The organism is Pseudomonas sp. Tn43 (genome assembly GCF_014192635.1).
Taxonomy (GTDB): Bacteria; Pseudomonadota; Gammaproteobacteria; order Pseudomonadales; family Pseudomonadaceae; genus Aquipseudomonas.
Window position 1 is genome coordinate 1 of the sequence record NZ_JACHYG010000004.1, and the last position, 25,192, is coordinate 25,192.

At 57.5% G+C, this 25,192-nt stretch carries 28 protein-coding genes; 18 read left to right on the forward strand and 10 right to left on the reverse strand.

Annotation, left to right across the window (positions count from 1 at the left end):
• Positions 1–557: 557 nt before the first annotated feature.
• Positions 558–1,778, reverse strand: coding sequence for a CaiB/BaiF CoA-transferase family protein (locus FHW68_RS11665; RefSeq protein ID WP_095632667.1), 1,221 nt, complete (start codon positions 1,776–1,778; stop codon positions 558–560).
• A 13-nt stretch (positions 1,779–1,791) separates the two neighbouring features.
• The gene (locus FHW68_RS11670; RefSeq protein ID WP_095632668.1) at positions 1,792–2,973 is read right to left on the reverse strand and encodes an acyl-CoA dehydrogenase; all 1,182 of its coding nucleotides are present in this window, start codon (positions 2,971–2,973) and stop codon (positions 1,792–1,794) included.
• 157 nt (positions 2,974–3,130) lie between these two features.
• On the opposite strand from FHW68_RS11670, the gene FHW68_RS11675 reads away from it, so the two are divergent.
• From FHW68_RS11675 to FHW68_RS11720, 10 genes are all read left to right on the forward strand, one after another.
• Positions 3,131–4,030 (forward strand): LysR family transcriptional regulator, encoded by a 900-nt coding sequence (locus tag FHW68_RS11675; RefSeq protein ID WP_095632669.1) that lies wholly within the window; start codon positions 3,131–3,133, stop codon positions 4,028–4,030.
• A gap of 436 nt (positions 4,031–4,466) precedes the next feature.
• Complete coding sequence (locus FHW68_RS11680; RefSeq protein ID WP_095632670.1) at positions 4,467–5,588, forward strand: Re/Si-specific NAD(P)(+) transhydrogenase subunit alpha; 1,122 nt, start codon at positions 4,467–4,469, stop codon at positions 5,586–5,588.
• A gap of 15 nt (positions 5,589–5,603) precedes the next feature.
• Positions 5,604–5,927 (forward strand): NAD(P) transhydrogenase subunit alpha, encoded by a 324-nt coding sequence (locus tag FHW68_RS11685; protein ID WP_007902743.1) that lies wholly within the window; start codon positions 5,604–5,606, stop codon positions 5,925–5,927.
• Positions 5,927–7,360 (forward strand): NAD(P)(+) transhydrogenase (Re/Si-specific) subunit beta, encoded by a 1,434-nt coding sequence (locus FHW68_RS11690; RefSeq protein ID WP_095632671.1) that lies wholly within the window; start codon positions 5,927–5,929, stop codon positions 7,358–7,360. The genes FHW68_RS11685 and FHW68_RS11690 overlap by 1 nt, the downstream gene beginning before the upstream one ends.
• A gap of 186 nt (positions 7,361–7,546) precedes the next feature.
• Complete coding sequence (locus tag FHW68_RS11695) at positions 7,547–9,040, forward strand: acetyl-CoA hydrolase/transferase family protein (protein WP_183680500.1); 1,494 nt, start codon at positions 7,547–7,549, stop codon at positions 9,038–9,040.
• A 319-nt stretch (positions 9,041–9,359) separates the two neighbouring features.
• Positions 9,360–9,575, forward strand: a complete 216-nt coding sequence (locus FHW68_RS11700) for a DUF1127 domain-containing protein (protein ID WP_018927231.1) — start codon at positions 9,360–9,362, stop codon at positions 9,573–9,575.
• Between the two features lie 325 nt (positions 9,576–9,900).
• A complete protein-coding gene (locus tag FHW68_RS11705; RefSeq protein ID WP_008067730.1) occupies positions 9,901–10,218 on the forward strand; it encodes a DUF2388 domain-containing protein in 318 nt (105 codons plus the stop codon).
• A 108-nt stretch (positions 10,219–10,326) separates the two neighbouring features.
• On the forward strand, positions 10,327–10,644 hold the full coding sequence (locus tag FHW68_RS11710) for a DUF2388 domain-containing protein (RefSeq protein WP_095632673.1): 318 nt from the start codon (positions 10,327–10,329) through the stop codon (positions 10,642–10,644).
• A 28-nt stretch (positions 10,645–10,672) separates the two neighbouring features.
• Positions 10,673–10,993 carry a DUF2388 domain-containing protein gene (locus FHW68_RS11715; protein WP_095632674.1) on the forward strand — a complete coding sequence of 107 codons (321 nt, stop codon included), beginning with the start codon at positions 10,673–10,675 and terminating at the stop codon, positions 10,991–10,993.
• Complete coding sequence (locus FHW68_RS11720) at positions 10,990–12,951, forward strand: DUF4105 domain-containing protein (protein ID WP_183680502.1); 1,962 nt, start codon at positions 10,990–10,992, stop codon at positions 12,949–12,951. Before FHW68_RS11715 ends, FHW68_RS11720 begins: the two co-directional genes overlap by 4 nt.
• A 173-nt stretch (positions 12,952–13,124) precedes the next feature.
• Here FHW68_RS11720 and trpA read toward each other — a convergent pair whose 3' ends face one another.
• Both trpA and trpB read right to left on the reverse strand, forming a co-directional pair.
• On the reverse strand, positions 13,125–13,937 hold the full coding sequence (gene trpA, locus FHW68_RS11725) for a tryptophan synthase subunit alpha (RefSeq protein ID WP_183680504.1): 813 nt from the start codon (positions 13,935–13,937) through the stop codon (positions 13,125–13,127).
• Positions 13,937–15,172: a tryptophan synthase subunit beta gene (trpB, locus tag FHW68_RS11730; RefSeq protein WP_183680506.1), complete on the reverse strand. Its 1,236-nt coding sequence runs from the start codon at positions 15,170–15,172 to the stop codon at positions 13,937–13,939. Before trpB ends, trpA begins: the two co-directional genes overlap by 1 nt.
• Before the next feature lie 112 nt (positions 15,173–15,284).
• Between trpB and FHW68_RS11735 the strand changes: the two genes are divergently transcribed.
• On the forward strand, positions 15,285–16,178 hold the full coding sequence (locus FHW68_RS11735) for a LysR family transcriptional regulator (RefSeq protein ID WP_183680508.1): 894 nt from the start codon (positions 15,285–15,287) through the stop codon (positions 16,176–16,178).
• On the opposite strand, the gene FHW68_RS11740 is transcribed toward FHW68_RS11735, so the two are convergent.
• Entirely contained in the window at positions 16,175–16,501 is a 327-nt protein-coding gene (locus FHW68_RS11740) for a YqjD family protein (RefSeq protein ID WP_095632679.1), read from the reverse strand. The genes FHW68_RS11735 and FHW68_RS11740 overlap by 4 nt on opposite strands.
• A gap of 153 nt (positions 16,502–16,654) precedes the next feature.
• Here FHW68_RS11740 and FHW68_RS11745 point away from each other — a divergent pair, with 153 nt between their 5' ends.
• Complete coding sequence (locus FHW68_RS11745; protein WP_007902773.1) at positions 16,655–16,870, forward strand: dodecin; 216 nt, start codon at positions 16,655–16,657, stop codon at positions 16,868–16,870.
• A 129-nt stretch (positions 16,871–16,999) separates the two neighbouring features.
• Positions 17,000–17,224, forward strand: a complete 225-nt coding sequence (locus FHW68_RS11750) for a DUF1161 domain-containing protein (protein ID WP_095632680.1) — start codon at positions 17,000–17,002, stop codon at positions 17,222–17,224.
• 63 nt (positions 17,225–17,287) lie between these two features.
• Here the strand turns inward: FHW68_RS11750 and FHW68_RS11755 are convergent, their stop codons facing one another.
• A complete protein-coding gene (locus FHW68_RS11755) occupies positions 17,288–18,289 on the reverse strand; it encodes an LLM class flavin-dependent oxidoreductase (RefSeq protein WP_095632681.1) in 1,002 nt (333 codons plus the stop codon).
• A gap of 240 nt (positions 18,290–18,529) precedes the next feature.
• Between FHW68_RS11755 and FHW68_RS11760 the strand changes: the two genes are divergently transcribed.
• Together FHW68_RS11760 and FHW68_RS11765 are read left to right on the forward strand one after the other, a co-directional pair.
• Positions 18,530–18,961, forward strand: a complete 432-nt coding sequence (locus FHW68_RS11760; RefSeq protein ID WP_095632682.1) for an OsmC family protein — start codon at positions 18,530–18,532, stop codon at positions 18,959–18,961.
• A 166-nt stretch (positions 18,962–19,127) separates the two neighbouring features.
• Positions 19,128–19,361, forward strand: a complete 234-nt coding sequence (locus tag FHW68_RS11765) for a DUF1161 domain-containing protein (RefSeq protein ID WP_095632683.1) — start codon at positions 19,128–19,130, stop codon at positions 19,359–19,361.
• A 6-nt stretch (positions 19,362–19,367) separates the two neighbouring features.
• Here the strand turns inward: FHW68_RS11765 and FHW68_RS11770 are convergent, their stop codons facing one another.
• Both FHW68_RS11770 and FHW68_RS11775 read right to left on the reverse strand, forming a co-directional pair.
• The gene (locus FHW68_RS11770) at positions 19,368–19,787 is read right to left on the reverse strand and encodes a hypothetical protein (RefSeq protein ID WP_095632684.1); all 420 of its coding nucleotides are present in this window, start codon (positions 19,785–19,787) and stop codon (positions 19,368–19,370) included.
• Between the two features lie 40 nt (positions 19,788–19,827).
• The gene (locus tag FHW68_RS11775; protein WP_095632685.1) at positions 19,828–20,244 is read right to left on the reverse strand and encodes a hypothetical protein; all 417 of its coding nucleotides are present in this window, start codon (positions 20,242–20,244) and stop codon (positions 19,828–19,830) included.
• 58 nt (positions 20,245–20,302) lie between these two features.
• Here FHW68_RS11775 and FHW68_RS11780 point away from each other — a divergent pair, with 58 nt between their 5' ends.
• The gene (locus tag FHW68_RS11780) at positions 20,303–21,394 is read left to right on the forward strand and encodes an aminopeptidase (RefSeq protein WP_095632686.1); all 1,092 of its coding nucleotides are present in this window, start codon (positions 20,303–20,305) and stop codon (positions 21,392–21,394) included.
• 102 nt (positions 21,395–21,496) lie between these two features.
• Here FHW68_RS11780 and FHW68_RS11785 read toward each other — a convergent pair whose 3' ends face one another.
• Together FHW68_RS11785 and FHW68_RS11790 are read right to left on the reverse strand one after the other, a co-directional pair.
• Entirely contained in the window at positions 21,497–22,147 is a 651-nt protein-coding gene (locus tag FHW68_RS11785; protein ID WP_095632688.1) for an HAD family hydrolase, read from the reverse strand.
• Between the two features lie 45 nt (positions 22,148–22,192).
• Entirely contained in the window at positions 22,193–22,738 is a 546-nt protein-coding gene (locus FHW68_RS11790) for a gamma carbonic anhydrase family protein (protein WP_095632689.1), read from the reverse strand.
• A gap of 62 nt (positions 22,739–22,800) precedes the next feature.
• Here FHW68_RS11790 and prlC point away from each other — a divergent pair, with 62 nt between their 5' ends.
• Complete coding sequence (gene prlC, locus FHW68_RS11795; RefSeq protein ID WP_183680510.1) at positions 22,801–24,891, forward strand: oligopeptidase A; 2,091 nt, start codon at positions 22,801–22,803, stop codon at positions 24,889–24,891.
• Positions 24,888–25,175 carry a YheV family putative zinc ribbon protein gene (locus FHW68_RS11800; RefSeq protein WP_095632691.1) on the forward strand — a complete coding sequence of 96 codons (288 nt, stop codon included), beginning with the start codon at positions 24,888–24,890 and terminating at the stop codon, positions 25,173–25,175. The genes prlC and FHW68_RS11800 overlap by 4 nt, the downstream gene beginning before the upstream one ends.
• Positions 25,176–25,192: the final 17 nt, after the last annotated feature.

Genomic DNA, 25,192 nt, shown 5'->3' on the forward strand with positions numbered 1-25,192 from the left:
TGTTGACTATCAGTCTGACTCCACAAGCACCCACACGAATTGCTTGATTCAGTTGTTAAAGAGCGGTTGGTTAAGATCTTTCGTCTCAACCGAGGCGCGCATTCTACAGCAGCCTCTGTTGCTGTCAAGCGGTTATTTTCAGAAGTTTTCAAAGTTTCGCTTGGGAATCTTCAACAACTTCAACCACTTGCGCTTCCGATCTCTCGTTAGCGGGAGGCGAATTCTACAGCGTTACTCGCTGCTGTCAACACCTCTTTTTCTCCGCTTTCGACCGAGAAGATCGAACCGTTAAAAGAGCTTAACATCACCGCTCTTTCAACTCCTTCTGGCTTCGATGAACTGAAGCGTAACCGCTGCCGAAAACCGCGTAACTCATTGTTTACCAAGGAGTTTTCCGTTTCGACTGCGCCGGAAGTGGGGCGAATTATAGGCCTTCAAAATCTGCCGTCAACCCCTGATTGCGCTTTTCTATCAATAACTTGCAGAAAGCCTGAAAACCATACATTCCCCTCTATATAGAGAGATCACATTAGCCCCGCTATATATAGAAGGAATGCTCATAGCACCCCAGACGCTTTTAACCCTGCAACGACATCAGCATCCAGACCCAATACCCGCTGCAGAATTTCCAGCGTGTGCTCCCCCAACAAGGGAGGCGCATGACGATACTCCACCGGAGTCTCGGACAGACGAATCGGGCTTGCAACCTGCGGGACCTTCCCAGCCAAAGCATGAGGCAGCTCAATGGCCAGGCCCCGCGCTTTAACCTGAGGATCGGCAAACATCTGCGCCAGATCATTGATCGGCCCGCATGGCACGCCAGCCTGCTCCAGCTGCGCCACCCATTCGGCAGTAGTCTTGAACACGGTCGCCTGGCGTATCAGCGGAATTAACACTGCTCGGTTAGCTACCCGCAATTTGTTAGTCGCAAAACGCGGGTCATCTGCCCACTGTGGCTGACCAGCCACCTGCGCAAACTTGCGGAACTGCCCATCGTTACCCACGGTGAGGATGAAATCGCCATCGGCCGTAGGAAAGTCCTGATAAGGCACGATATTCGGATGAGCATTGCCCAGGCGTTTAGGCGCAACGCCGGTAGTCAGGTAATTCATCGCCTGATTGGCCAGACAAGCCACCTGAACATCCAGCAACGCCATGTCTACATGCTGACCGCCACCGCCTTGATCCCGATGAGCCAAGGCCGCCAGGATCGCTACCGTGGAATAGAGACCGGTCAAGATATCTGTCAGCGCTACACCGACTTTCACCGGACCCGCGCCTTCATCTCCTTCGGGACGACCGGTCAAACTCATCAGACCGCCCAAGCCCTGGATCATGAAATCGTAACCCGCACGCTTGGCATACGGACCTGTCTGCCCGAATCCAGTGATCGAGCAATAGATCAGCTTCGGATTAATCGCCTTGAGCGACTCATAGTCCAGCCCATAAGCCGCCAGACCACCGACCTTGAAGTTTTCAATGAGAATGTCTGACTTCGCCGCCAGCTCACGCACCAACTGTTGACCCTCTGGCCGCGTGAAGTCGATGGTCACTGATTGCTTGTTGCGGTTGGCGGACAAGTAATAGGCCGCCTCGCTGGTGTTCTCGCCATAGGCGTCTTTAAGGAACGGAGGGCCCCAGGCGCGCGTGTCATCGCCATTGCCCGGGCGCTCGACCTTGATGACTTCGGCGCCAAGGTCCGCCAGGATCTGCCCGGCCCAAGGCCCGGCAAGCACCCGCGATAAATCCAGTACCCGTAGATGCGAAAGCGCGCCCATGACCGTTCTCCTATTAATAGAACGCCTGAATGCCGGTCTGCGCGCGACCCAGGATCAGCGCGTGGACGTCATGCGTACCTTCATAGGTATTCACCACCTCCAGATTGACCAGGTGCCGAGCGACACCGAACTCATCGGAGATACCGTTGCCGCCGAGCATGTCGCGCGCCATGCGAGCGATGTCCAGGGACTTGCCGCAGGAGTTGCGCTTCATCATCGAAGTAATTTCGACCGCAGCAATACCTTCATCCTTCATACGCCCCAGTCGCAGGCAGCCTTGCAGCGCCATGGTGATTTCGGTCTGCATGTCGGCCAGTTTTTTCTGGATCAACTGTGTAGCTGCCAATGGACGACCAAACTGCTTGCGATCCAGGGTGTACTGGCGCGCGGTATGCCAGCAGAACTCAGCCGCACCCAATGCTCCCCAGGAGATGCCATAGCGTGCGGAGTTGAGGCAGGTGAACGGACCTTTCAAACCACGGACATCCGGGAAGATGTTCTCTTCAGGGACAAATACGTTGTCCATGACGATCTCACCGGTGATGGATGCGCGCAGGCCAACCTTGCCGTGAATCGCCGGAGCGCTAAGGCCTTTCCAGCCCTTCTCCAGAACGAACCCACGAATGTCGCCCGCGTCATCCTTACCCCAAACCACGAACACATCGGCGATCGGGCTGTTGGTGATCCACATTTTGCTGCCGGTGAGGCTGTAGCCGCCTTCCACTTTACGTGCACGAGTAATCATCGCGCCCGGGTCGGAACCATGGTCAGGCTCGGTCAGACCGAAGCAACCGATCCATTCACCCGAAGCCAGTTTCGGCAGGTATTTCTGCTTCTGTGCTTCGGTACCGAATTCGTTGATTGGCACCATGACCAGCGAGGATTGCACGCTCATCATCGAGCGATAGCCGGAGTCGACACGTTCGACCTCACGGGCAATCAGACCGTAGCTGACGTAGTTAAGGCCGCTGCCACCGTATTGCTCAGGAATGGTCGCACCCAACAGACCCACTTCACCCATCTCGCGGAAAATCGCCGGGTCGGTCTTCTCATGACGGAAAGCCTCGAGAACGCGGGGCGCGAGCTTCTGCTGAGCGAATTGCTGAGCCGTGTCGCGAATCATGCGCTCTTCTTCAGTGAGCTGTTGATCCAGCAGCAGGGGATCGATCCAGTTGAAGCTAGCTTTACCGCCCATGAGTGAGTCCTCTCGAATCGGGTCAAATAACGTGGAGTGATCCTAGGCCCGGTTCGGCTTCACGACAAACGAGGATTTTGCATACTGTTGTGCTAATTTCTCACTTCGAAACATCGCAAAATAGCTTATTGGCGATGTATTAGTGAGGTTGACGTACATGCGCAGGAAGATCCCCAGCACAACCGCCCTGATCAGCTTTGAAGCTGCAGCGCGCCACGAGAGCTTTACCAAGGCCGCCCAGGAACTTTCCCTCACGCAGGGAGCGATTTGCCGACAGATCGCCAGCCTTGAGGAGTTCCTCAGCGTCGAACTGTTCCGCCGCTCGCGGCGCGGAGTGAAGCTGACGGAGGCCGGGCTTTCCTACAGTCGCCGAGTGGCGACCCAACTCGATGCAGTTGAACGAGACACCTTGTCAGTGATGGGCCAGCAGGGCACCAACGTGATCGAGCTGGCGGTGGTCCCTACTTTCGGCACTCAATGGCTGTTGCCGCGACTCAAGGACTTTCAGCACAAACACCCCGAAGTGACGGTCAACCTCACCAACCGCACCCGCCCCTTCCTGTTCGCCGATACCGATTTCGATGCCGCGATCTATTTCGGCGATGCCGACTGGTCGGGTACCGAATCCCACAGGCTGATGGGCGAAAATCCGATGCCGGTGTGCAGCCCCACGTTACTGGGCAAAAAAAACAATCTGAGCGCCGGTGAAATAGCCGAATTGCCCTTGCTTCAGCAGACCACTCGCCCGTATGCCTGGCGCCAATGGTTCAACTCTCAAAACCTGAATATCCCGCGTGACATGACAGGACCGCGTTACGAGCTATTCTCCATGCTTGCTCAAGCCGCGATGCACGATATGGGGATCGCGCTGATTCCACCGTTTCTGATTCAACGCGAATTGGCTGAGAAACGTTTAGTGATTGCCAACGCTCAGGCACTTTCGAGCATCAAGGCTTACTACCTGATGATTCCGGAGCGAAAGGTCGAATCAGCATCTTTAAGGGCCTTTCGCGATTGGCTGGTGAATCAGGCACAAAGCTACAACCTAGAAGGATAAAGGCTTACACCTGTTAGTTGATTACGTAGTCAGAAATACGGAAGCACTACAGATATAAGTATTTGTCGCATTTCTGCAGACTGTACTGAGGAGCAGTACAAACGTCCCACAAAGGCCTGAATACGTGGCTTTGAGCCTCTATCGGCCAGCGATGACTCCTCATTCATCATGCAGATATAACAAATTATTAAAATTTTAACGAAACCCTTACAAGGCACGGCCTGCAAGGGACTGAACCGGTAGGTTGCGACATTCGGTCACAGGGTGACTTGTAGTTAATTTTCCGTCACCCGTCATAATCCCTTGAAGGGCACAAAGTTCGCCTGCAAAATGCCGCGCCCCGCCCTGATTTGGCGGGATCGTGCTGATCGGCCGCCCCAGCCGCACCACCCGAAGTGCCTGGGTTTACTCAATAAGATCACGCAGGAGATTTGACGTGCACATTGGTGTTCCTCTCGAAACCCAGACGGGTGAAACACGGGTTGCTGCAACCCCGGAAACCATCAAAAAGCTGATCGGCCAAGGTCATAAGGTCACTGTGCAAAGCGGCGCCGGCATTAATGCCAGCGTTGTCGACAGTGCTTATGCAGCGGCAGGCGCAACCATTGGCAGCGCCAACGATGCGTTTGGTGCCGAGCTGATTCTCAAGGTGGTCGCCCCCAGCGACAGCGAGCTGACGCTGATAAAGAGCGGCACCGTTGTGGTGGGCATGCTCAACCCGTTCAGCAATGAAACCATTGCCAAGCTGGCTGAATGCGGTATTACCGCATTTGCGCTAGAGGCTGCGCCGCGTACCTCACGCGCTCAGAGCCTGGATGTGCTGTCTTCTCAGGCGAACATTGCCGGCTATAAAGCCGTGTTGTTGGCCGCTCACTACTATCCTCGCTTCATGCCGATGCTGATGACTGCTGCGGGTACCGTGAAAGCGGCACGCGTGCTGATTCTCGGTGCTGGCGTGGCCGGTTTACAGGCGATTGCTACAGCAAAACGTCTGGGTGCCGTGATCGAAGCGTCTGACGTACGTCCTGCGGTAAAAGAGCAGATCGAATCCCTCGGCGCCAAGTTCGTCGACGTGCCTTACGAAACCGATGAAGAGCGCGAATGCGCCGTCGGTGTCGGTGGTTACGCGCGCCCCATGCCTGCCAGCTGGATGCAGCGCCAGGCCTTGGCCGTGCATGAACGCGCCAAGCAGGCTGACATTGTCATTACTACGGCGCTGATCCCGGGCCGCAAGGCACCGACGCTATTGAGCGCGGAAACCGTGGCGCAGATGAAGCCAGGCTCCGTGGTCATCGACCTCGCGGCAGCCCAGGGCGGCAACTGCCCGCTGACCGTGGCCGATCAGGTGGTCGTCGAGAATGGCGTGACCATTTGCGGCCCGACCAACCTGGCCGGTGCCGTCGCGGCCGATGCTTCGGCCCTGTACGCGCGCAACCTGCTGGACTTCCTGAAGCTGGTCTTCAACAAAGAAGGCCAGTTTGAAGTGAACCTCGAAGACGACATCGTCGCCGCGTGCCTGATGTGCCGCGATGGCCAAGTCATCCGCAAAAACGCCTAAGCAGGGATTCAGACGATGGAAGAGCTTATCTCCCCCGGTATCTACAACCTGATCATCTTCGTGTTGGCGATTTATGTCGGTTATCACGTGGTCTGGAACGTTACACCTGCATTGCACACGCCGTTAATGGCGGTGACCAATGCCATTTCCGCGATTGTGATCGTCGGCGCCATGTTGGCCGCCGCTTTGACCGTAACCCCACTGGGCAAGACCATGGGCACCCTGGCGGTGGCTTTGGCGGCAGTGAACGTGTTCGGCGGCTTCCTCGTAACGCGCAGAATGCTTGAGATGTTCAAGAAAAAAGCCCCGAAAGCCGTAAAAGAAGAGGCGCCCCAGTAATGAGCATGAATCTGGTAACGACGCTCTACCTGATCGCGTCGATCTGCTTCATCCAGGCCCTCAAAGGCCTGTCGCACCCAACCACATCGCGGCGCGGCAATGTCTACGGCATGCTTGGCATGGCGTTGGCAATCGTCACCACGGTCGGCCTTATTTATAAGCTGGGCGCTGAACTTGCTACTGCCGGCATCGGTTACGTCATCGTCGGCCTGCTGGTCGGCGGCACCGCTGGCTCGATCATGGCCAAGCGCGTTGAAATGACCAAAATGCCGGAACTGGTCGCCTTCATGCACAGCATGATCGGTATGGCTGCAGTATTCATCGCCATCGCTGCTGTTGTTGAGCCGCAATCACTGGGCATCGTCAAGGAACTGGGGGATTCGATTCCTGCCGGTAACCGCCTGGAACTGTTCCTCGGTGCCGCCATCGGTGCAATCACCTTCTCTGGTTCGGTAATCGCGTTTGGCAAGTTGTCGGGCAAGTACAAGTTCCGCCTGTTCCAGGGCGCACCCGTACAGTTCAGCGGTCAGCACAAGTTGAACCTGCTGCTGGGCCTGGCGACACTGGCACTGGGCATCACCTTCATGCTGACCGGCAGTCTAAGCGCTTTCGCACTGATGCTGGCCCTGGCCTTCGTGATGGGTGTGTTGATCATCATCCCGATCGGTGGCGCAGACATGCCCGTCGTGGTGTCGATGCTCAACAGCTACTCCGGCTGGGCAGCAGCGGGTATCGGCTTCTCGCTGAACAACTCGATGCTGATCATTGCCGGCTCGCTGGTGGGCTCAAGCGGTGCGATCCTCTCGTACATCATGTGCAAGGCGATGAACCGTTCGTTTTTCAACGTGCTGCTCGGCGGTTTCGGCAATACCGCTGACGCAGGTCCGGCAGGCGCCCAGGAAGCCCGCCCGGTGAAATCCGGTTCGGCTGACGATGCGACCTTCCTGCTGACTAACGCCGACACCATTATCATCGTTCCAGGTTACGGCCTGGCAGTGGCTCGGGCGCAGCATGCCTTGAAAGAGCTGACCGAGAAGCTGACCCACCGCGGCGTGACCGTGAAGTATGCAATTCACCCGGTGGCGGGTCGGATGCCTGGCCACATGAACGTATTGCTGGCCGAGGCCGAAGTGCCTTACGACCAGGTGTTCGAGATGGAAGACATCAACTCCGAGTTCGGTCAGGCTGACGTGGTGCTGGTGCTCGGCGCCAACGACGTGGTTAACCCGGCGGCCAAGAACGATCCGAAATCGCCGATTGCCGGCATGCCGATTCTCGAAGCGTTCAAAGCCAAGACCATCATCGTCAACAAGCGCTCGATGGCCAGCGGCTACGCCGGTCTGGACAACGAACTGTTCTACCTGGACAAGACCATGATGGTTTTCGGCGACGCCAAGAAAGTCATCGAAGACATGGTCAAAGCCGTCGAGTAACCCTTCGATAACCTGAACGCCCCGACTCGTCGGGGCGTTTTTGTTTGTGGCTGTTACCGATCCTGTAACGGTGTTTTGTCTGAAAGGCCCAGAATAGAAGCCTCGAATGCGACCTTGGTAGCGGGACGGACGCTGATCAAATTCACTAGACTGCGCACCTGCTTCCGTTGCCCCGAGAAAACAACTATGTACCGTGACCGTATTCGCTTGCCTTCATTGTTGGACAAGGTGATGAGCGCCGCCGACGCTGCCGCTCTGATTCAGGATGGCATGACCGTCGGCATGAGCGGCTTTACCCGAGCCGGCGAAGCCAAGGCCGTGCCTCATGCCCTGGCCGAGCGCGCCAAGGTAGCGCCGCTGAAAATCACCCTGATGACCGGTGCCAGCCTGGGCAACGACCTCGACAAACAACTGACTGAAGCCGGCGTACTGTCGCGACGCATGCCGTTCCAGGTGGACAGCACTTTGCGTAAAGCGATCAATGCCGGCGAAGTCATGTTTATTGACCAGCATCTATCGGAAACCGTAGAGCAACTGCGTAACCAACAACTCAAGCTACCGGACATCGCGGTGATCGAAGCCGTGGCAATCACCGAGCAGGGTCATATCGTGCCGACCACGTCGGTAGGCAATTCGGCCAGCTTCGCGATTTTCGCCAAACACGTGATCGTTGAGATCAACCTGGCTCACAACCCGAATCTGGAAGGTCTGCACGACATTTATATCCCGACCTACCGGCCGACCCGCACCCCGATTCCATTGGTGAAAGTCGACGACCGCATCGGCAGCACCGCCATCCCGATACCGCCAGAGAAAATTGTCGCGATCGTGATCACCAACCAGTCCGACTCGCCATCCACTGTCCTGCCGCCAGACACCGACACCCAGGCCATCGCTGACCATCTGATCGATTTCTTCAAACAAGAAGTGGCTGCCGGGCGCATGACCAACCAACTCGGCCCGCTGCAAGCCGGTATCGGCACAATCGCCAACTCGGTGATGTGCGGCTTGATCGACTCGCCGTTCGAAGGCTTGACCATGTACTCCGAAGTGCTGCAGGACTCGACTTTCGATCTGATCGACGCTGGCAAGCTGAGCTTTGCTTCGGGCAGTTCGATCACCTTGTCGAGCCGGCGCAATGCCGATGTATTCGGGAATCTGGAGCACTATAAGGACAAGCTGGTGCTGCGCCCCCAGGAAATCTCGAACCATCCCGAAGTGGTACGGCGCCTGGGCATCATTGGTATCAACACGGCGCTGGAGTTCGACTTGTACGGCAACGTCAATTCCACCCACGTCTGCGGCACCCGGATGATGAATGGGATCGGCGGCTCCGGCGATTTTGCGCGCAATGCGCACCTGGCGATCTTTGTCACCAAGTCGATTGCCAAGGGCGGCGCGATTTCCAGCGTGGTCCCCATGGTCAGCCACGTCGACCACACAGAACATGATGTCGACATTCTCGTGACCGAGATTGGCCTGGCCGACCTCCGTGGCCTGGCACCGCGTGAACGCGCCCGGGCCATCATCGACAACTGCGTTCATCCGGACTATCGCCAAGCCTTGAATGACTACTTCACTGCCGCCTGCGCAGTCGGCGGGCATACCCCGCACATTCTTCGCGACGCCCTGAGTTGGCACATAAACCTGGAAGAAACCGGGCGTATGCTGGCGATGTAATTGATACAGATTGGAGCTGGCGCAAACACAGTTTCGTCAGCTCCCTGTGAAAACCCTCGATACCGTCAAAAACTGTACTGCTGTATGGGTCTTTTCCTACCGTAATTGCCTACCTTTTCAAACCAAACGATCAAAAATGCACCACAACGGTGCAGATAGGTACAGTTGCCTCAATTTTGACCAGTACACCACCCTTTAACAGTTAACTGGTCTCTCACAATACAGGTGAACTGTATCTACAGAGACTGGCCAAACGAGAGGATCATTGGCATCAGTTAAACCACTACCTAATCCCGCCATAAGCGGAAGGATGTCAACCATGGAACGTACACTCAGTTCCGAGCTGTTTTTCGAAGATACTGCTGCAAAAACCCAGGCTTCCCTGCCTCTGCGCGTTATCGCCAACCTGATGCTGTGGCAGCGCCGCATCTCCAGCCGCCATCAACTGGCTCGCCTGGATTCGCGTCTGCTGGCTGACGCAGGGATTAGCGAAGCACAACGCTACGAAGAGCTGAGCAAGCCGTTCTGGCGCTAAGTTAGCGTCGCTGGCTCTGATCCTCCGGATCCACCGCCAGCAACCCGAATCGAACAAACAAAACCCGTCGTGGGAAACCACGACGGGTTTTGTCGTTTTGGAGCTGATATTTGACCGACAGAACAAAAGCCACCAACAGGTACAGTTTATAGTTCAGATGAGTTAAACCAGTACAGTTTCGGCATTAACATCCTCTCTTGGCAGACAGGGGCTGTTCTAACCGATAGGCACAGGCCTAATATCCAGATAGAACGTGGCGATCGCTTTAAAACAGGCATCTGATCCCGAGCCACTTCTAAATCGGTCTATCCAAAGGAGCTACCCCATGTCCCGTCTTCGCCTGCTCAGTGCTGCCGCTCTGCTTGCCGTTGCTGCCAATTCCCACGCCACCAGCTTTATCGTGACCACCGATTCCATTGTTGGTGGACTGAAGGCGTCCTCTGACGCAACGTCGGATGTATCGTCTTCTTTTCGCGACGACAAAATCGTCCGTGCAGCCCGTGACGATGCCGCTAGCTTCGTCGCCAGTGAAGGCGCCATTCGTGGCGTGAAACTGGAAAGCGCTCTCGACCATATCCGCCAACAAGCTCCACAACTGAATGCAACTGACGCACAGCTGGCCCAGGCCATCCTGACGATCTAAGCGACAGCTCAGAAGCGGGGGCACGCCCGTCGTGTCCCCATGTTTCGGCGCTGGCTCTAGCCCGGGCATTGCGCTAGCCTTGGGACTCGCTTTCAGCCATCGAGTCTCATGCGTTTTCTTCCAAGCCTTTCGATCACTGCGGTTTTTCTTGCGGCTTGCTGGTCGGGTTCGGCCCACGCCTTCGATGCTTTCAATCTGTCTACACAAGGCACTGTGGCCAGTGGTTACGCCTCCAGCATGGTGACCTCCGCGCCCTTCGACCATAAACTGCTGATCGCCGCCCGGGATGACGCTGCCGCGTTCATTGCCAGTGACGGTCAGCTGCGAGGATCACACTTGGAGGCCGCGTTGATTTACCTGCGCCGGACCCAGCCAAAACTTCATGCCAGCGACCTTGAACTGGCGCAAGCAATTCTCGTCCAATAGTTATCCATTGTTCCTCCGGAGTCGTTCCATGCGTAGCCCGCTGATTGCTGCCACCCTTGGCCTGCTGTTGTTGGCCAATGTGGCCCAGGCGCAAACCCTGGTAGCCACCAGTAACATCATCATTCGTGCTTCCGAACGCACGCTTGATTTCACTTCCGACACCACCACTTCCATTCGCGATTCGAAGATCGTTCGTGAAGCCCACGACGATGCGGCCAGTTTCGTCGCCAGCGACGGTGAAATACGTGGTGCGCACCTGGAAGCGGCCTTCGACACCTTGCGCACTCGCGTACCGCAAGCCCGCGACGCCAGTGATCAGGTTCTCGCCGAAGCCATCCTCGCACTGTGAAGTCCCTAGGCGCCTGGCTGCTGGCCGGGGTTGTGTTGCTGCTTGGCAACACAGCTCAGGCCGGCCTGCAACTACGACTCAAGACCGACGGTCTGAGCCCAGCGCAACAGCAGGCCACTCAGGCGCTGATTGATGAAGCCATGCAGGCGTTACCGCCGCGTTTCATCGAGCAACTGGACCGGCGCATTGACGTTGGCTGGACCGACAACATGCCAAGTGATGCTTACGGCCAGGCGTCACTGGTGCCTGAGCTCGACCTGAATCGCAATCTGCTCGCCAGCCTCACCAACGGCAGCGCCGCAACCCAAAAGACGTATCGCCCCCACGGCACCGTCCGCCGGGAAATGCTCGCCACGGTGCTACACGAACTCACCCATATTTATGACCGGGCGCGTCTGTGGCCAGACGCCGAGCGCACGCTGATCCAGCGCTGCAAACAACGTAACAACAGCTCCGGGCTGATCGGCATCCCCGACCAATGCCGTGGGCAGACAGAGCGACGCTGGACCCTCAGCGATGACCCTCGCCTGCTAGATTTGGCCGGCTGGCCGCAATACGTCGGTCGGCGCGGCGAGCGTGAACAGCACAACCGGCAGATTGCGCGCAGCCCGGACATCTACGAGACGAGCAGCCCCAAAGAGTTCGTCGCGGTCAACATGGAGTATTTCCTTCTCGACCCAAGCTATGCCTGCCGTCGTCCTGCGCTGTATCGCTACTACAAGGAACATTTCGGCTGGGCGCCAGCCGCCAAAGACACATGCGCCCAATCATTCGCCTTCCTTAATGCGGGTAACGACTTTGCCAAGCTGCCCTTGGGCCAGGTCGATCCGAAACGGGTTTATGCCGTTGACTATCTTTTGGCCGAAGCCAACCAGAACTGGGTCAGCCGCTGGGGCCACAGCATGTTGCGACTGGTGATCTGTGCGCCGGGTCGGCCTCGTGGGCCGGATTGTCGACTGGATCTGGATCAACATCTGGTGTTGTCCTACCGCGCCTTCGTCGGGGACGTACAGCTGTCGAGCTGGGACGGGCTGGTGGGTAAATACCCCTCGCGCCTGTTTGTCTTGCCGCTGGCCCAGGTGATCGACGAATACACCAAGACCGAACTGCGCAGCCTGGCTTCCGTGCCGCTGAACCTGTCGCCCAGTGAGGTCGAAGACGTGGTGGAACACGCTGCGGAAATGCACTGGAGTTACGACGGCAACTATTTTTTCCTGTCCAACAACTGCGCGGTAGAGGGCCTGAAATTGCTGCGCAGCAGCACCAACAATGCGCAATTGGTCGGCCTCGACAGCATCATGCCCAACGGTTTGCTGGAAGTGCTCAAGGGCCGCGGGCTGGCAGATACCAGCGTATTGGATGATCCCCGCGAAGCGTTGCGTCTGGGCTATCGTTTCGACTCCTTCCGCGATCGTTATCAAGCGATGTTCGAAGTGCTGAAAAAGCATTTGCCGATCAAGCAGGACAAGGTCGAGGACTGGCTGTCCTTGAAAGCTGAGGAACGCCGCAAATGGATTGATCAGGCTGACTTACGCACCAGCGCGGCATTGCTGCTGCTGGAGCAGGCCAGTTTCCGTCAGCAGATGGTGCTGGCCCAGGACGAAGTGAAGCAACGTTATCTGGGTGCTCGAGAATTGAAGAATGGGAGCATGGACAAGGCCAATGCGACCTTGCAGCAGATTCTCGCCAGCAGCGGTTTCCTTAGCCGTCCGGCCGAACTGCTCGGCAGCGGTGGCTATGGTTTGCCGCAACCGAATGAGTGGACGCGCCTTGAGTCGCAAAGCAGTCTGCGCCAGAAGCAGCTACAAGCGCTGACCGGCGATCTGGACAAAGAAGTCAGAGCACTGCTCGATCCAGGTCGCGCCGCTGAAATGGCCGCCAACGAAGCCAATCTGAAGCAGGTTGGCGAGCATTTGCGCAAGCTGCACAAGGCTGCAGGTGGGTTGGAGTTGCCCTGAAAGCAAAAGATCGCAGCCTTCGGCAGCTCCTACAGAGGTATCGCATTCCACTGTAGGAGCTGCCGAAGGCTGCGATCTTTTTGAGGGTTTCAGAACGTAGCCCTGAAGCCCCCGGTCTTGCTGTTCAGTCTGTGCTGCGAGGCTCTAATTCCTTTGCATCAGCAGCTTTACCTTCAGCTGACCCGCGCTTTACGCACACCTTCGGACAAGGCTGCGCACAAGCTGAGTACGCCCTCCACAGCCTGATCCGGTGTCGAGGCATTGGCGATGTGATCGATCAGCGCCGAGCCCACCACCACACCGTCGGCCAGACGAGCGATGGACGCCGCTTGCTCCGGTGTGCGGATACCAAAACCGATGCTGATCGGCAGATCGGTATGCCGACGCAGACGGGTGACGGCTTCTTCGACATGTTCCAGAGTCGCTGCGCCCGCACCGGTCACACCTGCTACTGACACGTAATAAACAAAGCCGGAGCTGCCGTTCAATACAGTCGGCAGGCGCACGTCATCCGTCGTCGGCGTGGTCAGGCGAATGAAGTCCAGGCCCGCTGCCTGTGCCGGCTCGCACAGCTCGGCGTTATGCTCGGGCGGCAAGTCGACCACGATCAGGCCATCGACACCCGCCTCTTTGGCTTCAGCGATGAAACGCGGCACACCGTACATGTGAATCGGGTTGAAGTAACCCATCAGCACCAGCGGCGTGTCGCTATTGCCTTCGCGGAACTCGCGCACCATTTGCAGGGTTTTCGCCAGGTTCTGTTTGGCGCCCAAGGCACGAATGTTGGCCAGTTGAATCGCCGGGCCATCGGCCATCGGATCGGTGAAAGGCATGCCCAACTCGATCACGTCGGCCCCCGCTCCCGGCAAGCCTTTGAGGATCGCCAGAGACGTGTCGTAGCCCGGATCGCCGGCGGTCACGAAGGTCACCAGGGCGGCGCGGTTCTGTTCCTTGAGTTCGGCAAAACGCGTTTGCAGGCGGCTCATCAGTGTTTCTCCTGCTTGGATTGCTCTTGTTGAGACTGTTCCATGTGATGCATCACGGTCTGCATGTCTTTGTCGCCACGACCGGACAGGTTGACCACCATCAGGTGATCTTTCGGCAGGGTCGGTGCGCGTTTGAACACTTCGGCCAGGGCATGGGCGCTTTCCAGTGCAGGAATAATCCCTTCCAGGCGGCAGCATTTGTGGAACGCATCGAGGGCTTCGTCGTCGGTCACCGAGGTGTACTGGACGCGGCCGATGTCATGCAACCAGGCGTGTTCCGGGCCGATGCCCGGATAATCGAGGCCAGCGGAGATCGAATGAGCGTCGATGATCTGGCCGTCATCGTCCTGCAACAGGAAAGTACGATTGCCGTGCAGCACGCCCGGTACGCCGCCGTTCAGGCTGGCCGCATGCTTGCCGGTTTCGATGCCATAACCGGCGGCTTCAACGCCGATGATCTCGACGCTCTTGTCATCGAGGAACGGGTGGAACAGGCCCATGGCATTGGAACCTCCACCGATGCACGCCACCAGGCTGTCGGGCAGACGGCCTTCCTGGGCTTGCAACTGCTCACGGGTTTCCTTGCCGATCACAGCCTGGAAATCACGAACCATGGCGGGATATGGATGCGGGCCCGCGACGGTGCCGATCAGGTAGAAGGTGCTGTCGACGTTGGTCACCCAGTCACGCAGGGCTTCGTTCATCGCATCTTTAAGGGTGCCGGTGCCGGCGACCACCGGGATCACTTCAGCGCCCAGCAGCTTCATGCGAAACACGTTGGCTTGCTGACGTTCAATGTCGGTGGTGCCCATGTAGATCACACAATCGAGGCCGAAACGCGCAGCCACGGTGGCGGTCGCCACGCCGTGCATGCCAGCGCCGGTCTCGGCGATGATGCGCTTCTTGCCCATGCGCCGCGCCAGCAGGATCTGGCCGATGCAGTTGTTGATCTTGTGCGCGCCGGTGTGGTTCAGCTCTTCGCGCTTGAGGTAAATCTTCGCACCGCCGCAGAACTCTGTCAGACGCTCTGCGAAATACAGTGGGCTTGGACGTCCGACGTAATCACGCTGAAAGTAAGCCAATTCTTCTTTGAACGCCGGATCATCCTTGGCCGCTTCGTATTCGCGGGCCAGATCGAGGATCAACGGCATCAGGGTTTCGGCAACGTAACGGCCACCGAACGCGCCGAACAGGCCGTTGGCGTCGGGGCCATTGCGCAGGTTAGTCTGGGTCATGGGTCGCTCCAGTGGTATTTGAGAGGTGACGATGGGGTTCACTCTACCTCTGACATCCCGCACTGAAAACCGATAAGATCGCCACAACCTGTCAGGAAAACTCACAGATACCATGAGCCACGACCTTCCTCCGCTGAACGCTCTTCGCGCCTTCGAAGCCACTGCCCGTCTGAACAGCGTCAGTCACGCTGCCGAACAGCTGCACGTGACTCATGGCGCGGTCAGCCGACAACTCAAGGTGCTGGAAGAACACCTCGGCGTGAGCCTGTTCATCAAGGATGGACGTGGCCTTAAACTCACAGATGCGGGCGTTCGTTTACGCGATGTCAGCAGCGATGCCTTCGAGCGTTTGCGCAGCGTTTGCGCCGAATTGACCCAAAGCACCGCCGATGCGCCGTTCGTGCTCGGCTGCTCGGGCAGCCTGCTGGCGCGCTGGTTCATTCCGCGTTTGGGGCGGCTCAATGCGGACCTGCCGGATCTGCGTTTGCACCTGTCGGCCGGCGAAGGCGATCTCGATCCACGGCGGCCTGGCCTGGATGCCTTGCTGGTGTTTGCCGAGCCACCATGGCCGGCGGACATGCAAGTTTATGAATTGGCCAGTGAACGCATTGGTCCGGTCATGAGCCCACGATTCGTCGGTTACGAAAGACTGCGCAGCGCACCGGCCAACGTCCTGCTGACCGAGCCTTTGCTGCACACCACCTCACGGCCGCAAGCCTGGCCGAGTTGGGCGCAGCAAAGTGGCCTCGACGCCAAGGCGTTGAAGTACGGACAGGGTTTCGAGCATTTGTATTATTTGCTGGAGGCCGCAGTGGCCGGACTGGGCGTGGCCATCGCGCCTGAGCCGCTGGTGGCAGAAGATTTGAAGGCCGGCCGCCTGGTTGCGCCATGGGGTTTCTGTGAAACCCCGGCGCAACTGGCATTGTGGCTACCCAAGCGCGCCGCAGACGGACGCGCTCGGCAATTGGCGCAGTGGCTTAAAAACGAACTGCGTCAGGCACCTTAGTTACCGCGCTTGCACAGCAGATAGGCGGCCAAAAGACCCAGCGCACCGACTGCGACACCGGCTGTAGTCCAAGGGTGTTGCTGGGCGTAGTCACGTGTCGCGATCCCGGTTTCACGGGTTTTGACCTTGACCTCTTCATAGGCATCGGAGAGCAGATGGCGCGAATGCTTCAGCGCGTTCTCGGCGTTGATTTTCAGCGTTTTAAGGGTTTTACGCGATTCGTCCGAGGCGTCGTCCTTCAGGCTTTCCAACGATTTCAGCAGACTCTCGATCTCGGCTTCCATGCTTTGCAATGAGGCTTTACGTAACGAGGTGTTGGCCATGGTGAATCTCCTGCATTGTTGAGTTGCGTGTGTTGGTTGGGACTTCAGGGGTTCCAGAAAGTGCAGTAAATCTGAATTTCGCCTCGGATTGGTCGACGGAAGAAATAAGAAAAATCACTGCTAGGCTGTATTTCACATCCTTAGGAGAACGCCATGACTGACCATCACACCTACAAGAAAGTCGAGCTGGTCGGCTCATCCACCACCAGCATTGAAGATGCCATCAATAATGCACTGGCCGAAGCCAACAAAAGTCTGAAATACATGGAATGGTTCGAAGTGACCGAAACCCGGGGGCACATAAAAGACGGCAAAGCGGCACACTTTCAAGTGACGCTCAAGGTCGGATTCCGGATTGCCAGTAGCTGAGTTTGAAGTCCGCCTTCTGAACTTGCGCGCCGGCCGAATGCCATAGGGAATGGCAAAGCTACGTGGTGAGTGCCTCCGGCCGATCGCTGGATGCGCTCCCTCTATTGATCCGACCAGGGGGTGCAACCCATGAAGAAGTTTATTCTGGCGATAGGTTTGTTGAGCCTTGCGGGAACAGCCTTTGCCCAGGGCAAATCGTGCGACGAGCTGAAAGCCGAGATCTCGGCGAAACTGGATGCCAAGGGGGTTTCCGATTACACACTGGAGATCGTCGACAAAGGTGCTGCTGCTGACGGAAAAGTTGTTGGCACCTGCGAAAAAGGCGCCAGGCAAATCGTCTACAAACAGGGCTGACGCCTTCGAAAATGAAAAAGCCGACGCAATGGCGTCGGCTTTTTTGTAGGCGCTGTTTGCGTCTCAGCCCTTCATGACCTGGGCCAGCAACTCGTAGGAATGCAGGCGATCGGCATGTTCGTACAGGTCACAGGTAAAAATCAGCTCATCGGCCTGTGTCTGTTCGATCAGCACTTCCAGTTTGGCGCGAATTTTCTGCGGGCTGCCGACCATGGCAAGACCCAGGAAATCACCGACCGCTTCTTTCTCATGAGGCAGCCACAGACCGTCCATGGTCTTCACGGGCGGGCGTTGCACCAGGCTCTGGCCACGCATCAATGCGAGAATCCGCTGGTAGACCGAAGTGGCCAGATAATCGGCTTGCTCATCGGTGTCCGCGGCCACCAGTGGCACGCCGAGCATCACGTAAGGCTGATCCAATACCGCTGAAGGCTTGAAGTGGTTGCGGTAGACGCGAATCGCCTCATGCATGAAGCGCGGTGCGAAATGTGAGGCGAACGCGTAGGGCAAACCGCGCTCACCCGCCAACTGCGCACTGAACAGGCTCGAACCCAACAACCAGATCGGGACATTCGTGCCGGTACCCGGCATGGCAATTATCCGCTGGCCTGGCGTACGTGGGCCAAGGTAGCTCATCAGTTCGGTTACATCCTGCGGAAAATCATCGGCGCTGCCGGAGCGTTCACGGCGCAGGGCACGGGCGGTCATTTGATCGGAGCCAGGCGCGCGTCCCAGGCCCAGATCGATCCGCCCCGGATACAGGCTTTCAAGGGTGCCGAACTGTTCGGCGATCACCAGTGGCGCGTGGTTGGGCAGCATCACGCCACCTGAACCGACACGAATGGTCGAAGTGCCGCCAGCCAGATAACCCAGCAGGACCGAGGTCGCCGAACTGGCGATCCCGTCCATGTTGTGGTGCTCGGCGACCCAAAAGCGGTTGTAGCCGAATTTTTCCACATGCTGCGCCAGGTCCAGGGAATTGTGCAGGGACTGGGCCGCACTGCCGTTTTCCCGCACGGGCACCAGATCAAGGGCCGAGAACTTGATATCGGATAGTCGTTTCATAAACCTGCTTCTCCAAATGGGGTAAGCAGGTTTTGTCACGAACGAAAACCTGCCGAGTCTATAAGCGTGTTCCATGCAATGAGGGCATATACCCGAGTTTCAATAGGAGGGACAAAATTCCTGCGCCATTAGAAGACTGATCAGATGAGATGAACTTTGCCTGACGGTCTATCCTCAGAACCCTGGCAACCGAAAACCACGAAGGCGCGACGTTGCGCGCCGAATCTTGAGGAGGCAGATATGGCTATCACGAAGAAAGCATCGGCTCATTGGGAAGGTGATCTGAAAACCGGTATTGGCTCGATTTCCACTGAAACCGGCGTTCTCAGGGATGCGCCCTACGGTTTCAAGGCTCGTTTCGAGGGCGGTAAAGGCACCAATCCGGAAGAACTGATCGGCGCGGCTCACGCGGGCTGTTTTTCCATGGCGTTTTCAATGATTCTCGGCGAGGCGGGCCTCAAGGCTGACAGCATCGACACCAATGCCGAGGTCACCCTGGACCAGGTAGAAGGCGGCTTTGCGATCACGGCGGTAAAACTGATTCTCAAGGCGAAAATCCCCGGGGCGAATCAGGCGCAATTCGAGGAGCTGAGCAACAAAGCCAAAGAAGGCTGCCCGGTATCCAAAGTACTGAATGCAAAAATCAGCCTGGATGCGACCTTGGTCAGCTGATCATGGGTTGATACGGGGTAAAAGATCGCGGCCTTCGCGGGCTCCCTTGCGCAGGTTGCGGTCTTTTTTTGCCCTGAAACATAATCTGACAGACAAAACTGTGGTCGAATAAACGACAGCAGCTTGAGCGCATTACCGTGCGCGCTGCCTCAAGGGAGCTTCAACCATGAAACGTTTTGCCTTCGCGATTATCTGTTGCACGCTGGCCACATCGGCCCTCGCGGCACCGAAATCCTGTGAGGAACTCAAGGCCGAGATCGAAGCCAAGATTCAAGCCAACAACGTCTCGTCCTATACCCTGGAAATCGTCACCAATGACGAAGTCCACGATCAGAACATGGTCGTGGGTTCATGCGAATACGGCACCAAGAAAATCATTTATCAAAAAAATGATCGCTGATTCGCCTCATATGACGCAGTTGGCCAGCCGATCTTCGGCGACAATTTCCCGCTTGGCATTGTAGAGCCGGGCGCTGGGGGTGAACGCTATAGAACGGGCTTCCAGCAGATAACGCTGGCCGGCCTCGAAATGGTCGTAGTTGATGGTCAGGTAGCACAGCCGCTCCAGCGGAGCATTCATCAGGCCCGAGCCTCCACCAAACACTTCAAAATCGAAACGCACTCTCAGTTCATGGCTACCCGGGGTGACCTGGAAGTATCTCCCGTCACTCAGCCGCTGGTTATCGAGCCGGTCGGCCATCAGCAGTTTCCCGCCGGGGCTCGGCGTGGCGAAGTCGACCCAGGCCATTTGCGGATTGACCGCCGGTAACGGGCTCGTACAACCGACGAAAACGCCTGCTGCGAGCAACAGCAACAACCTGCGCATGATGAATATCCCAAGGACTGATTATTCAGCATAGCCTCGATCAGGTACGTTGGCAGCCTGCCGGTGTGCCCTGTCCAATCACTTTTCGCTGCTGATCGTAGAGCTTCGCCCATGGCCGAAAGCCGATATTCCCGGCTTGCAGCTGATACCGCTGACCGGCGTTGAAGTCCTTGAATTTCACATTCAGCTGGCAGTCGCGCCACAGCGGTTGCGCGTTGGGGCCAATGTTGGTTGGCTGGACTGCGAACAAGTAGCGAACCGTCAGCTTATGGCTACCGGGTTGTACCTCGAAATAGCGCTTGTCGATGGAAGCCTTGTCATCGACTTCTATCGCTTGCAGCGCGGTGTCTTCCTGTCGTGTATCCAGATCGATCCATGCCTGTGAAGGATCAGGAGTAGGCAATCCAGCACAACCGGCCAGCATCAGCAGGCCTCCCGTCAGCATCAACTTGCGCATAGCGGAGCTCCAATAGGCGGGATAGTCTTGCGGGCAGACTTTCCAGGGATGATTTATTTTGATCAGGCCGCGTAAAAGCCTTGGGTTACTTGATCGCGTTTTACGCATTTTGTTTCCGGGGTTATGTCTTTTGTTATTTAACGGCTGCGCCAGCATCAGCTATTACGGCCAACTGGCCAGTGGTCAGTTGCAATTGCTGCGAGCCCGAGAGCCGGTTTCCAGTGTGATCGCCGATCCAGGCCGCGATCAGCAATTGCGCGCGCATCTGGCCGAATCACAAAAGGCCCGGACATTTGCCAGCCAGCACCTGCATTTGCCGGACAATCAGAGCTACCGCCTGTACGCCGACATTGGCCGACCGTTTGTAGTCTGGAACGTCTTTGCCACGCCGGAATTTTCGCTGAAGCCGCAGAACCATTGCTTCCCCATCGCTGGCTGCGTCGCCTATCGCGGTTATTACAGCCAGAGTGCTGCCCGCGGTGAGGCCGCGTTGCAGCGTCTGCAAGGTATGGACGTGTCGATTGGCGGCGTCGAGGCCTATTCGACGCTCGGTTGGTTCAACGACCCGATCATGAGCTCGATGATGGGTTGGGGCGACGAACGGTTAGCCACGCTGATATTTCACGAACTCGCCCATCAACGTTTTTATGTGAAGGACGACACCGAGTTCAACGAGTCCTTCGCGACCTTCGTCGAGCAGGAGGGCACTCGCCAATGGCGCGCATCCCGGGGCCTGCCACCGGATAACCGAGCGTTGGTGAAGCAACGCGACCAGTTCATCCAATTGGTTTTGAACGCCCGCAAGCGACTGGAACAGCTTTACGCCTTGCCGCTTCCTGCCGAGCAAATGCGTGAGCGAAAAGCAGCAGAGTTCGAACAATTGCGCCGTGATTACCGGACGCTACGCGACGCTCAATGGGGCGGGAACAAACGCTTCGACGCCTGGATCAACAGCCCAATGAACAATGCCCGGCTGTTGCCGTTTGGTTTGTATGACCAATGGGTGCCGGCGTTTGCCGCGTTGTTCAAACAGGTCGATGGAGATTGGCTGAGGTTTTATGCGGCGGTGGAGAAATTGGGCGCTTTACCGCTTGAGGAGCGTAAGGCGGCGTTGAAAGTGTTGGCAGGATCAAAAAGTGGCGATGGCTGAAAGGGCCTCTTCGCGGGCAAGCCTCGCTCCTACAGTCGGGCGACGACGGTGCAGGCGACGTACATTCTGTAGGAGCGAGGCTTGCCCGCGAAGGCAATGCAACTAACGCTGCAAAAACGCCTGATGCATCTCCTCTAGCGTCTCAAAATGGTAAGCCGGGGCTTCAGCGCTCAGTTCTTCCCGACTGCCAAATCCATAACCCACCGCCGCCGCGTCCAGCCCATTACTACGTGCACCGATCAGATCGTGTTTACGGTCGCCAATCATCAGGGTATTGGCCGGGTCCAGGCCTTCTTCGCTCATCAAGTGCGCAATCAGCTCGACCTTGTCGGTTCGCGTACCATCCAGCTCGCTGCCGTAAATCACTTTGAAATGCCTGGCGAAGTCGAAATGCCGGGCGATTTCCCGGGCGAAAACCCATGGCTTGGACGTTGCGATGTACAGCTGTCGTCCTTGCCCACCGAGGGTTTCCAGCAACGGCGTGACGCCATCGAACACGCGGTTTTCATACAGACCGGTGACTTTGAAGCGCTCGCGATAGAAATTCACCGCTTCCCAGGCCTTGGGCTCGTCAAAGTCGTAGAACTTCATGAACGCCTGCAACAATGGCGGGCCGATGAAGTGCTCGAGCCTGGTCAAGTCCGGTTCATCGATCCCCAGTTTGCTCAGGGCGAACTGAATGGAGCGGGTGATGCCTTCGCGCGGGTCGGTCAACGTGCCATCGAGGTCGAACAGTACGGTTTGGTAATGCATGAAAATTCCTGAGCAGTAGAGAGGCACTTTCCTTTATCAAGCGGTCTAGAGCTGGTCGTAGCCTTCGGCCAGATGCAGGTCCTTGAGCTTCACGTAGTTCGCTGCGCTGTAGGTGAAAAAGGCTTTTTCCTTGTCAGTCAGCGGTCGGATCTGTTTCACCGGGCTGCCAACGTAGAGGAAACCGCTTGCCAGGCGCTTGCCCGGCGGCACCAGGCTGCCAGCGCCGATGATCACATCGTCCTCGACCACCGCACCGTCCATGACGATGCTGCCCATGCCGATCAGAATCCGGTTGCCCACGGCACAACCATGAAGCATGACTTTATGCGCGATGGTCACATCATCACCGATCAGCAGCGCGAAGCCATCGGGATTGAATGGCCCGGCGTGGGTAATGTGCAATACGCAGCCGTCCTGCACGCTGGTGCGCGCACCGATCCGGATGCGATGCATGTCGCCGCGGATCACTGTCAGTGGCCAGACGGAGCTGTCTTCGCCGATTTCGACGTCGCCGATCACCACCGCCGAGCCGTCGACAAAGGCGCCTTTGCCCAGCAGCGGCGTGTGGTTCTGATACTTGCGAAGGGTCACGATAGGCTCTCTCTCTTTTGCTGATAGCTGCGGTGAGCGTCGATTGTAATTAAGATGGGGCCATGTTTCTTCCCGCATGTTTTCCAGCCAAGGTGCCAACCGTGAGCGTGAACAACCCTCTTCTGCAGTCCTACGACCTGCCGCCGTTTTCGGCGATCCGTGCCGAACACGTGCAACCGGCCATTGAAAAGATCCTGGCTGACAACCGCGCCGCCATTGTCGACATCCTCAAGACCCAGGGTAAACAACCGACCTGGGCCGGCCTGGTGTTGGCGATGGATGAGCTCAACGATCGTCTGGGCGCCGCCTGGAGCCCGGTCAGCCACCTCAATGCCGTGTGCAACAGCGCCGAGTTGCGCCAAGCCTACGAGGCTTGCCTGCCGGCCCTGAGCGCCTACGCCACCGAGCTGGGCCAGAACCGTGAACTGTTTCAAGCCTATGAAGCGCTGGCCAACAGCCCTGAAGCGGCCCGTTTCGATGTGGCGCAGAAAACGATCCTGGAACACGCTTTGCGCGACTTCCGTCTGTCGGGTATCGACCTGCCTGAAGCCGAACAAAAGCGCTATGCCGATGTGCAGAGCAAGCTATCGGAGCTGGGCAGTCGCTTTTCCAACCAGTTGCTCGACGCTACGCAGGCATGGACCAAGCACGTCACCGACGAAGCCGCCCTCGCCGGCCTGACCGATTCGGCCAAGGCGCAAATGGCCGCCGCCGCGCAAGCCAAGGACCTGAACGGCTGGCTGATCACCCTGGAATTCCCGAGTTACTACGCGGTGATGACCTATGCCCAGGACCGCGCCCTGCGTGAAGAAGTCTATGCCGCCTACTGCACCCGTGCGTCGGACCAAGGCCCGAATGCCGGTCAGAATGACAACGGCCCGGTCATGGAAGAAATTCTCGACCTGCGTCAGGAACTGGCAAAACTGCTGGGCTTCGCCAGCTTCTCAGAGCTGAGCCTGGCCACCAAAATGGCCGAGTCCAGCGATCAGGTGCTGAGTTTTCTGCGCGACCTGGCCAAACGCAGCAAGCCGTTCGCCGCAAAGGATCTGCAACAGCTCAAGGCCTACGCCGCCGAACAAGGTTGCCCGGACCTGCAAAGCTGGGACAGCGGTTTCTACGGTGAAAAACTTCGCGAACAACGCTACAGCGTCGCCCAGGAAACCCTTCGCGCTTACTTCCCGATCGACAAGGTTCTGGTTGGGTTGTTCAGCATCGTTCAGCGCCTGTACGGCATCGAGATCGCTGAGCTGAAGGGCTTCGACACTTGGCACCCGGATGTCCGCCTGTTCGAAATCAAGGAAAAGGGCCAGCATGTCGGTCGTTTCTTCTTCGACCTGTATGCCCGCGCCAACAAGCGCGGCGGGGCCTGGATGGACGGCGCCCGCGATCATCGCCGTACGATCAATGGCGTGCTGCAAACCCCGGTGGCGAATCTGGTATGCAATTTTACCCCGGCCGACAGCGGTAAGCCGGCCCTGCTGACCCACGATGAAGTGACCACCCTGTTCCACGAATTCGGTCATGGCCTGCATCACTTGCTGACCCGCGTCGAGCATGCAGGCGTGTCTGGCATCAACGGCGTGGCCTGGGATGCGGTCGAACTGCCAAGTCAGTTCATGGAAAACTGGTGCTGGGAGCCGGAAGGTCTGGCGTTGATTTCCGGCCACTACGAAACCGGCGAGCCGTTGCCTCAGGATCTGCTGGAGAAAATGCTCGCGGCGAAAAACTTCCAGTCCGGCCTGATGATGGTTCGCCAGCTGGAGTTCTCGTTGTTCGACTTCGAACTCCATGCCACCCATGGCGATGGCCGTAGTGTGCTGCAAGTGCTCGAAAGCGTGCGCGACGAAGTCTCGGTCATGCGTCCGCCGGCCTACAACCGCTTCCCCAACAGCTTCGCCCACATCTTTGCCGGTGGTTATGCGGCGGGCTACTACAGCTATAAGTGGGCAGAAGTATTGTCGGCTGATGCTTTCTCGAAGTTTGAAGAAGAGGGTGTGCTCAATGCCGAGACCGGTCGCGCCTTCCGTGAAGCGATTCTGGCGCGAGGCGGCTCCCAGGAGCCAATGGTGCTGTTCGTCGACTTCCGTGGCCGTGCGCCATCGATTGACGCACTCTTGCGCCATAGCGGCCTGAGTGAGGACGCGGCAGCATGAGTGAGGAATCTGTGATCACCAAAAAACGCTTTATCGCCGGCGCGGTCTGCCCGGCCTGCAGCGAGCCGGACAAGTTGATGATGTGGAGCGAAGACGCCGTTCCGCATCGCGAGTGTGTGGCTTGCGGTTATTCCGACACGCTGAATGAACAAGGGCTGTCGGTGCCCAAGGAGTTGGGCACGCGGGTCAATACTTCGGCATTGAAAGTGCCCGATGCAAAGGTTCAGGCGGTGCAGTTCTTCCCGAACCCGAAGCTGAAGAAAAAGCCTGACGAGCAGCATTAAATAGCAAAAAAGCCTGC

Bases quoted from the DNA above. Each gene is read 5' to 3' on its own strand.
- FHW68_RS11710 (WP_095632673.1), top strand. From the start codon at position 10,327: ATGCGTTTTCTTCCAAGCCTTTCGATCACTGCGGTTTTTCTTGCGGCT.
- FHW68_RS11675 (WP_095632669.1), top strand. From the start codon at position 3,131: ATGCGCAGGAAGATCCCCAGCACAACCGCCCTGATCAGCTTTGAAGCT.
- trpB (WP_183680506.1), bottom strand. From the start codon at position 15,172: ATGACCCAGACTAACCTGCGCAATGGCCCCGACGCCAACGGCCTGTTC.
- FHW68_RS11750 (WP_095632680.1), top strand. From the start codon at position 17,000: ATGAAGAAGTTTATTCTGGCGATAGGTTTGTTGAGCCTTGCGGGAACA.
- FHW68_RS11665 (WP_095632667.1), bottom strand. From the start codon at position 1,778: ATGGGCGCGCTTTCGCATCTACGGGTACTGGATTTATCGCGGGTGCTT.
- trpA (WP_183680504.1), bottom strand. From the start codon at position 13,937: ATGAGCCGCCTGCAAACGCGTTTTGCCGAACTCAAGGAACAGAACCGC.
- FHW68_RS11785 (WP_095632688.1), bottom strand. From the start codon at position 22,147: ATGCATTACCAAACCGTACTGTTCGACCTCGATGGCACGTTGACCGAC.
- FHW68_RS11700 (WP_018927231.1), top strand. From the start codon at position 9,360: ATGGAACGTACACTCAGTTCCGAGCTGTTTTTCGAAGATACTGCTGCA.
- FHW68_RS11770 (WP_095632684.1), bottom strand. From the start codon at position 19,787: ATGCGCAGGTTGTTGCTGTTGCTCGCAGCAGGCGTTTTCGTCGGTTGT.
- FHW68_RS11740 (WP_095632679.1), bottom strand. From the start codon at position 16,501: ATGGCCAACACCTCGTTACGTAAAGCCTCATTGCAAAGCATGGAAGCC.
- FHW68_RS11735 (WP_183680508.1), top strand. From the start codon at position 15,285: ATGAGCCACGACCTTCCTCCGCTGAACGCTCTTCGCGCCTTCGAAGCC.
- FHW68_RS11800 (WP_095632691.1), top strand. From the start codon at position 24,888: ATGAGTGAGGAATCTGTGATCACCAAAAAACGCTTTATCGCCGGCGCG.
- FHW68_RS11690 (WP_095632671.1), top strand. From the start codon at position 5,927: ATGAGCATGAATCTGGTAACGACGCTCTACCTGATCGCGTCGATCTGC.
- FHW68_RS11695 (WP_183680500.1), top strand. From the start codon at position 7,547: ATGTACCGTGACCGTATTCGCTTGCCTTCATTGTTGGACAAGGTGATG.
- FHW68_RS11670 (WP_095632668.1), bottom strand. From the start codon at position 2,973: ATGGGCGGTAAAGCTAGCTTCAACTGGATCGATCCCCTGCTGCTGGAT.
- FHW68_RS11745 (WP_007902773.1), top strand. From the start codon at position 16,655: ATGACTGACCATCACACCTACAAGAAAGTCGAGCTGGTCGGCTCATCC.
- FHW68_RS11715 (WP_095632674.1), top strand. From the start codon at position 10,673: ATGCGTAGCCCGCTGATTGCTGCCACCCTTGGCCTGCTGTTGTTGGCC.
- FHW68_RS11775 (WP_095632685.1), bottom strand. From the start codon at position 20,244: ATGCGCAAGTTGATGCTGACGGGAGGCCTGCTGATGCTGGCCGGTTGT.
- FHW68_RS11760 (WP_095632682.1), top strand. From the start codon at position 18,530: ATGGCTATCACGAAGAAAGCATCGGCTCATTGGGAAGGTGATCTGAAA.
- FHW68_RS11755 (WP_095632681.1), bottom strand. From the start codon at position 18,289: ATGAAACGACTATCCGATATCAAGTTCTCGGCCCTTGATCTGGTGCCC.
- FHW68_RS11765 (WP_095632683.1), top strand. From the start codon at position 19,128: ATGAAACGTTTTGCCTTCGCGATTATCTGTTGCACGCTGGCCACATCG.
- FHW68_RS11685 (WP_007902743.1), top strand. From the start codon at position 5,604: ATGGAAGAGCTTATCTCCCCCGGTATCTACAACCTGATCATCTTCGTG.
- prlC (WP_183680510.1), top strand. From the start codon at position 22,801: ATGTTTCTTCCCGCATGTTTTCCAGCCAAGGTGCCAACCGTGAGCGTG.
- FHW68_RS11705 (WP_008067730.1), top strand. From the start codon at position 9,901: ATGTCCCGTCTTCGCCTGCTCAGTGCTGCCGCTCTGCTTGCCGTTGCT.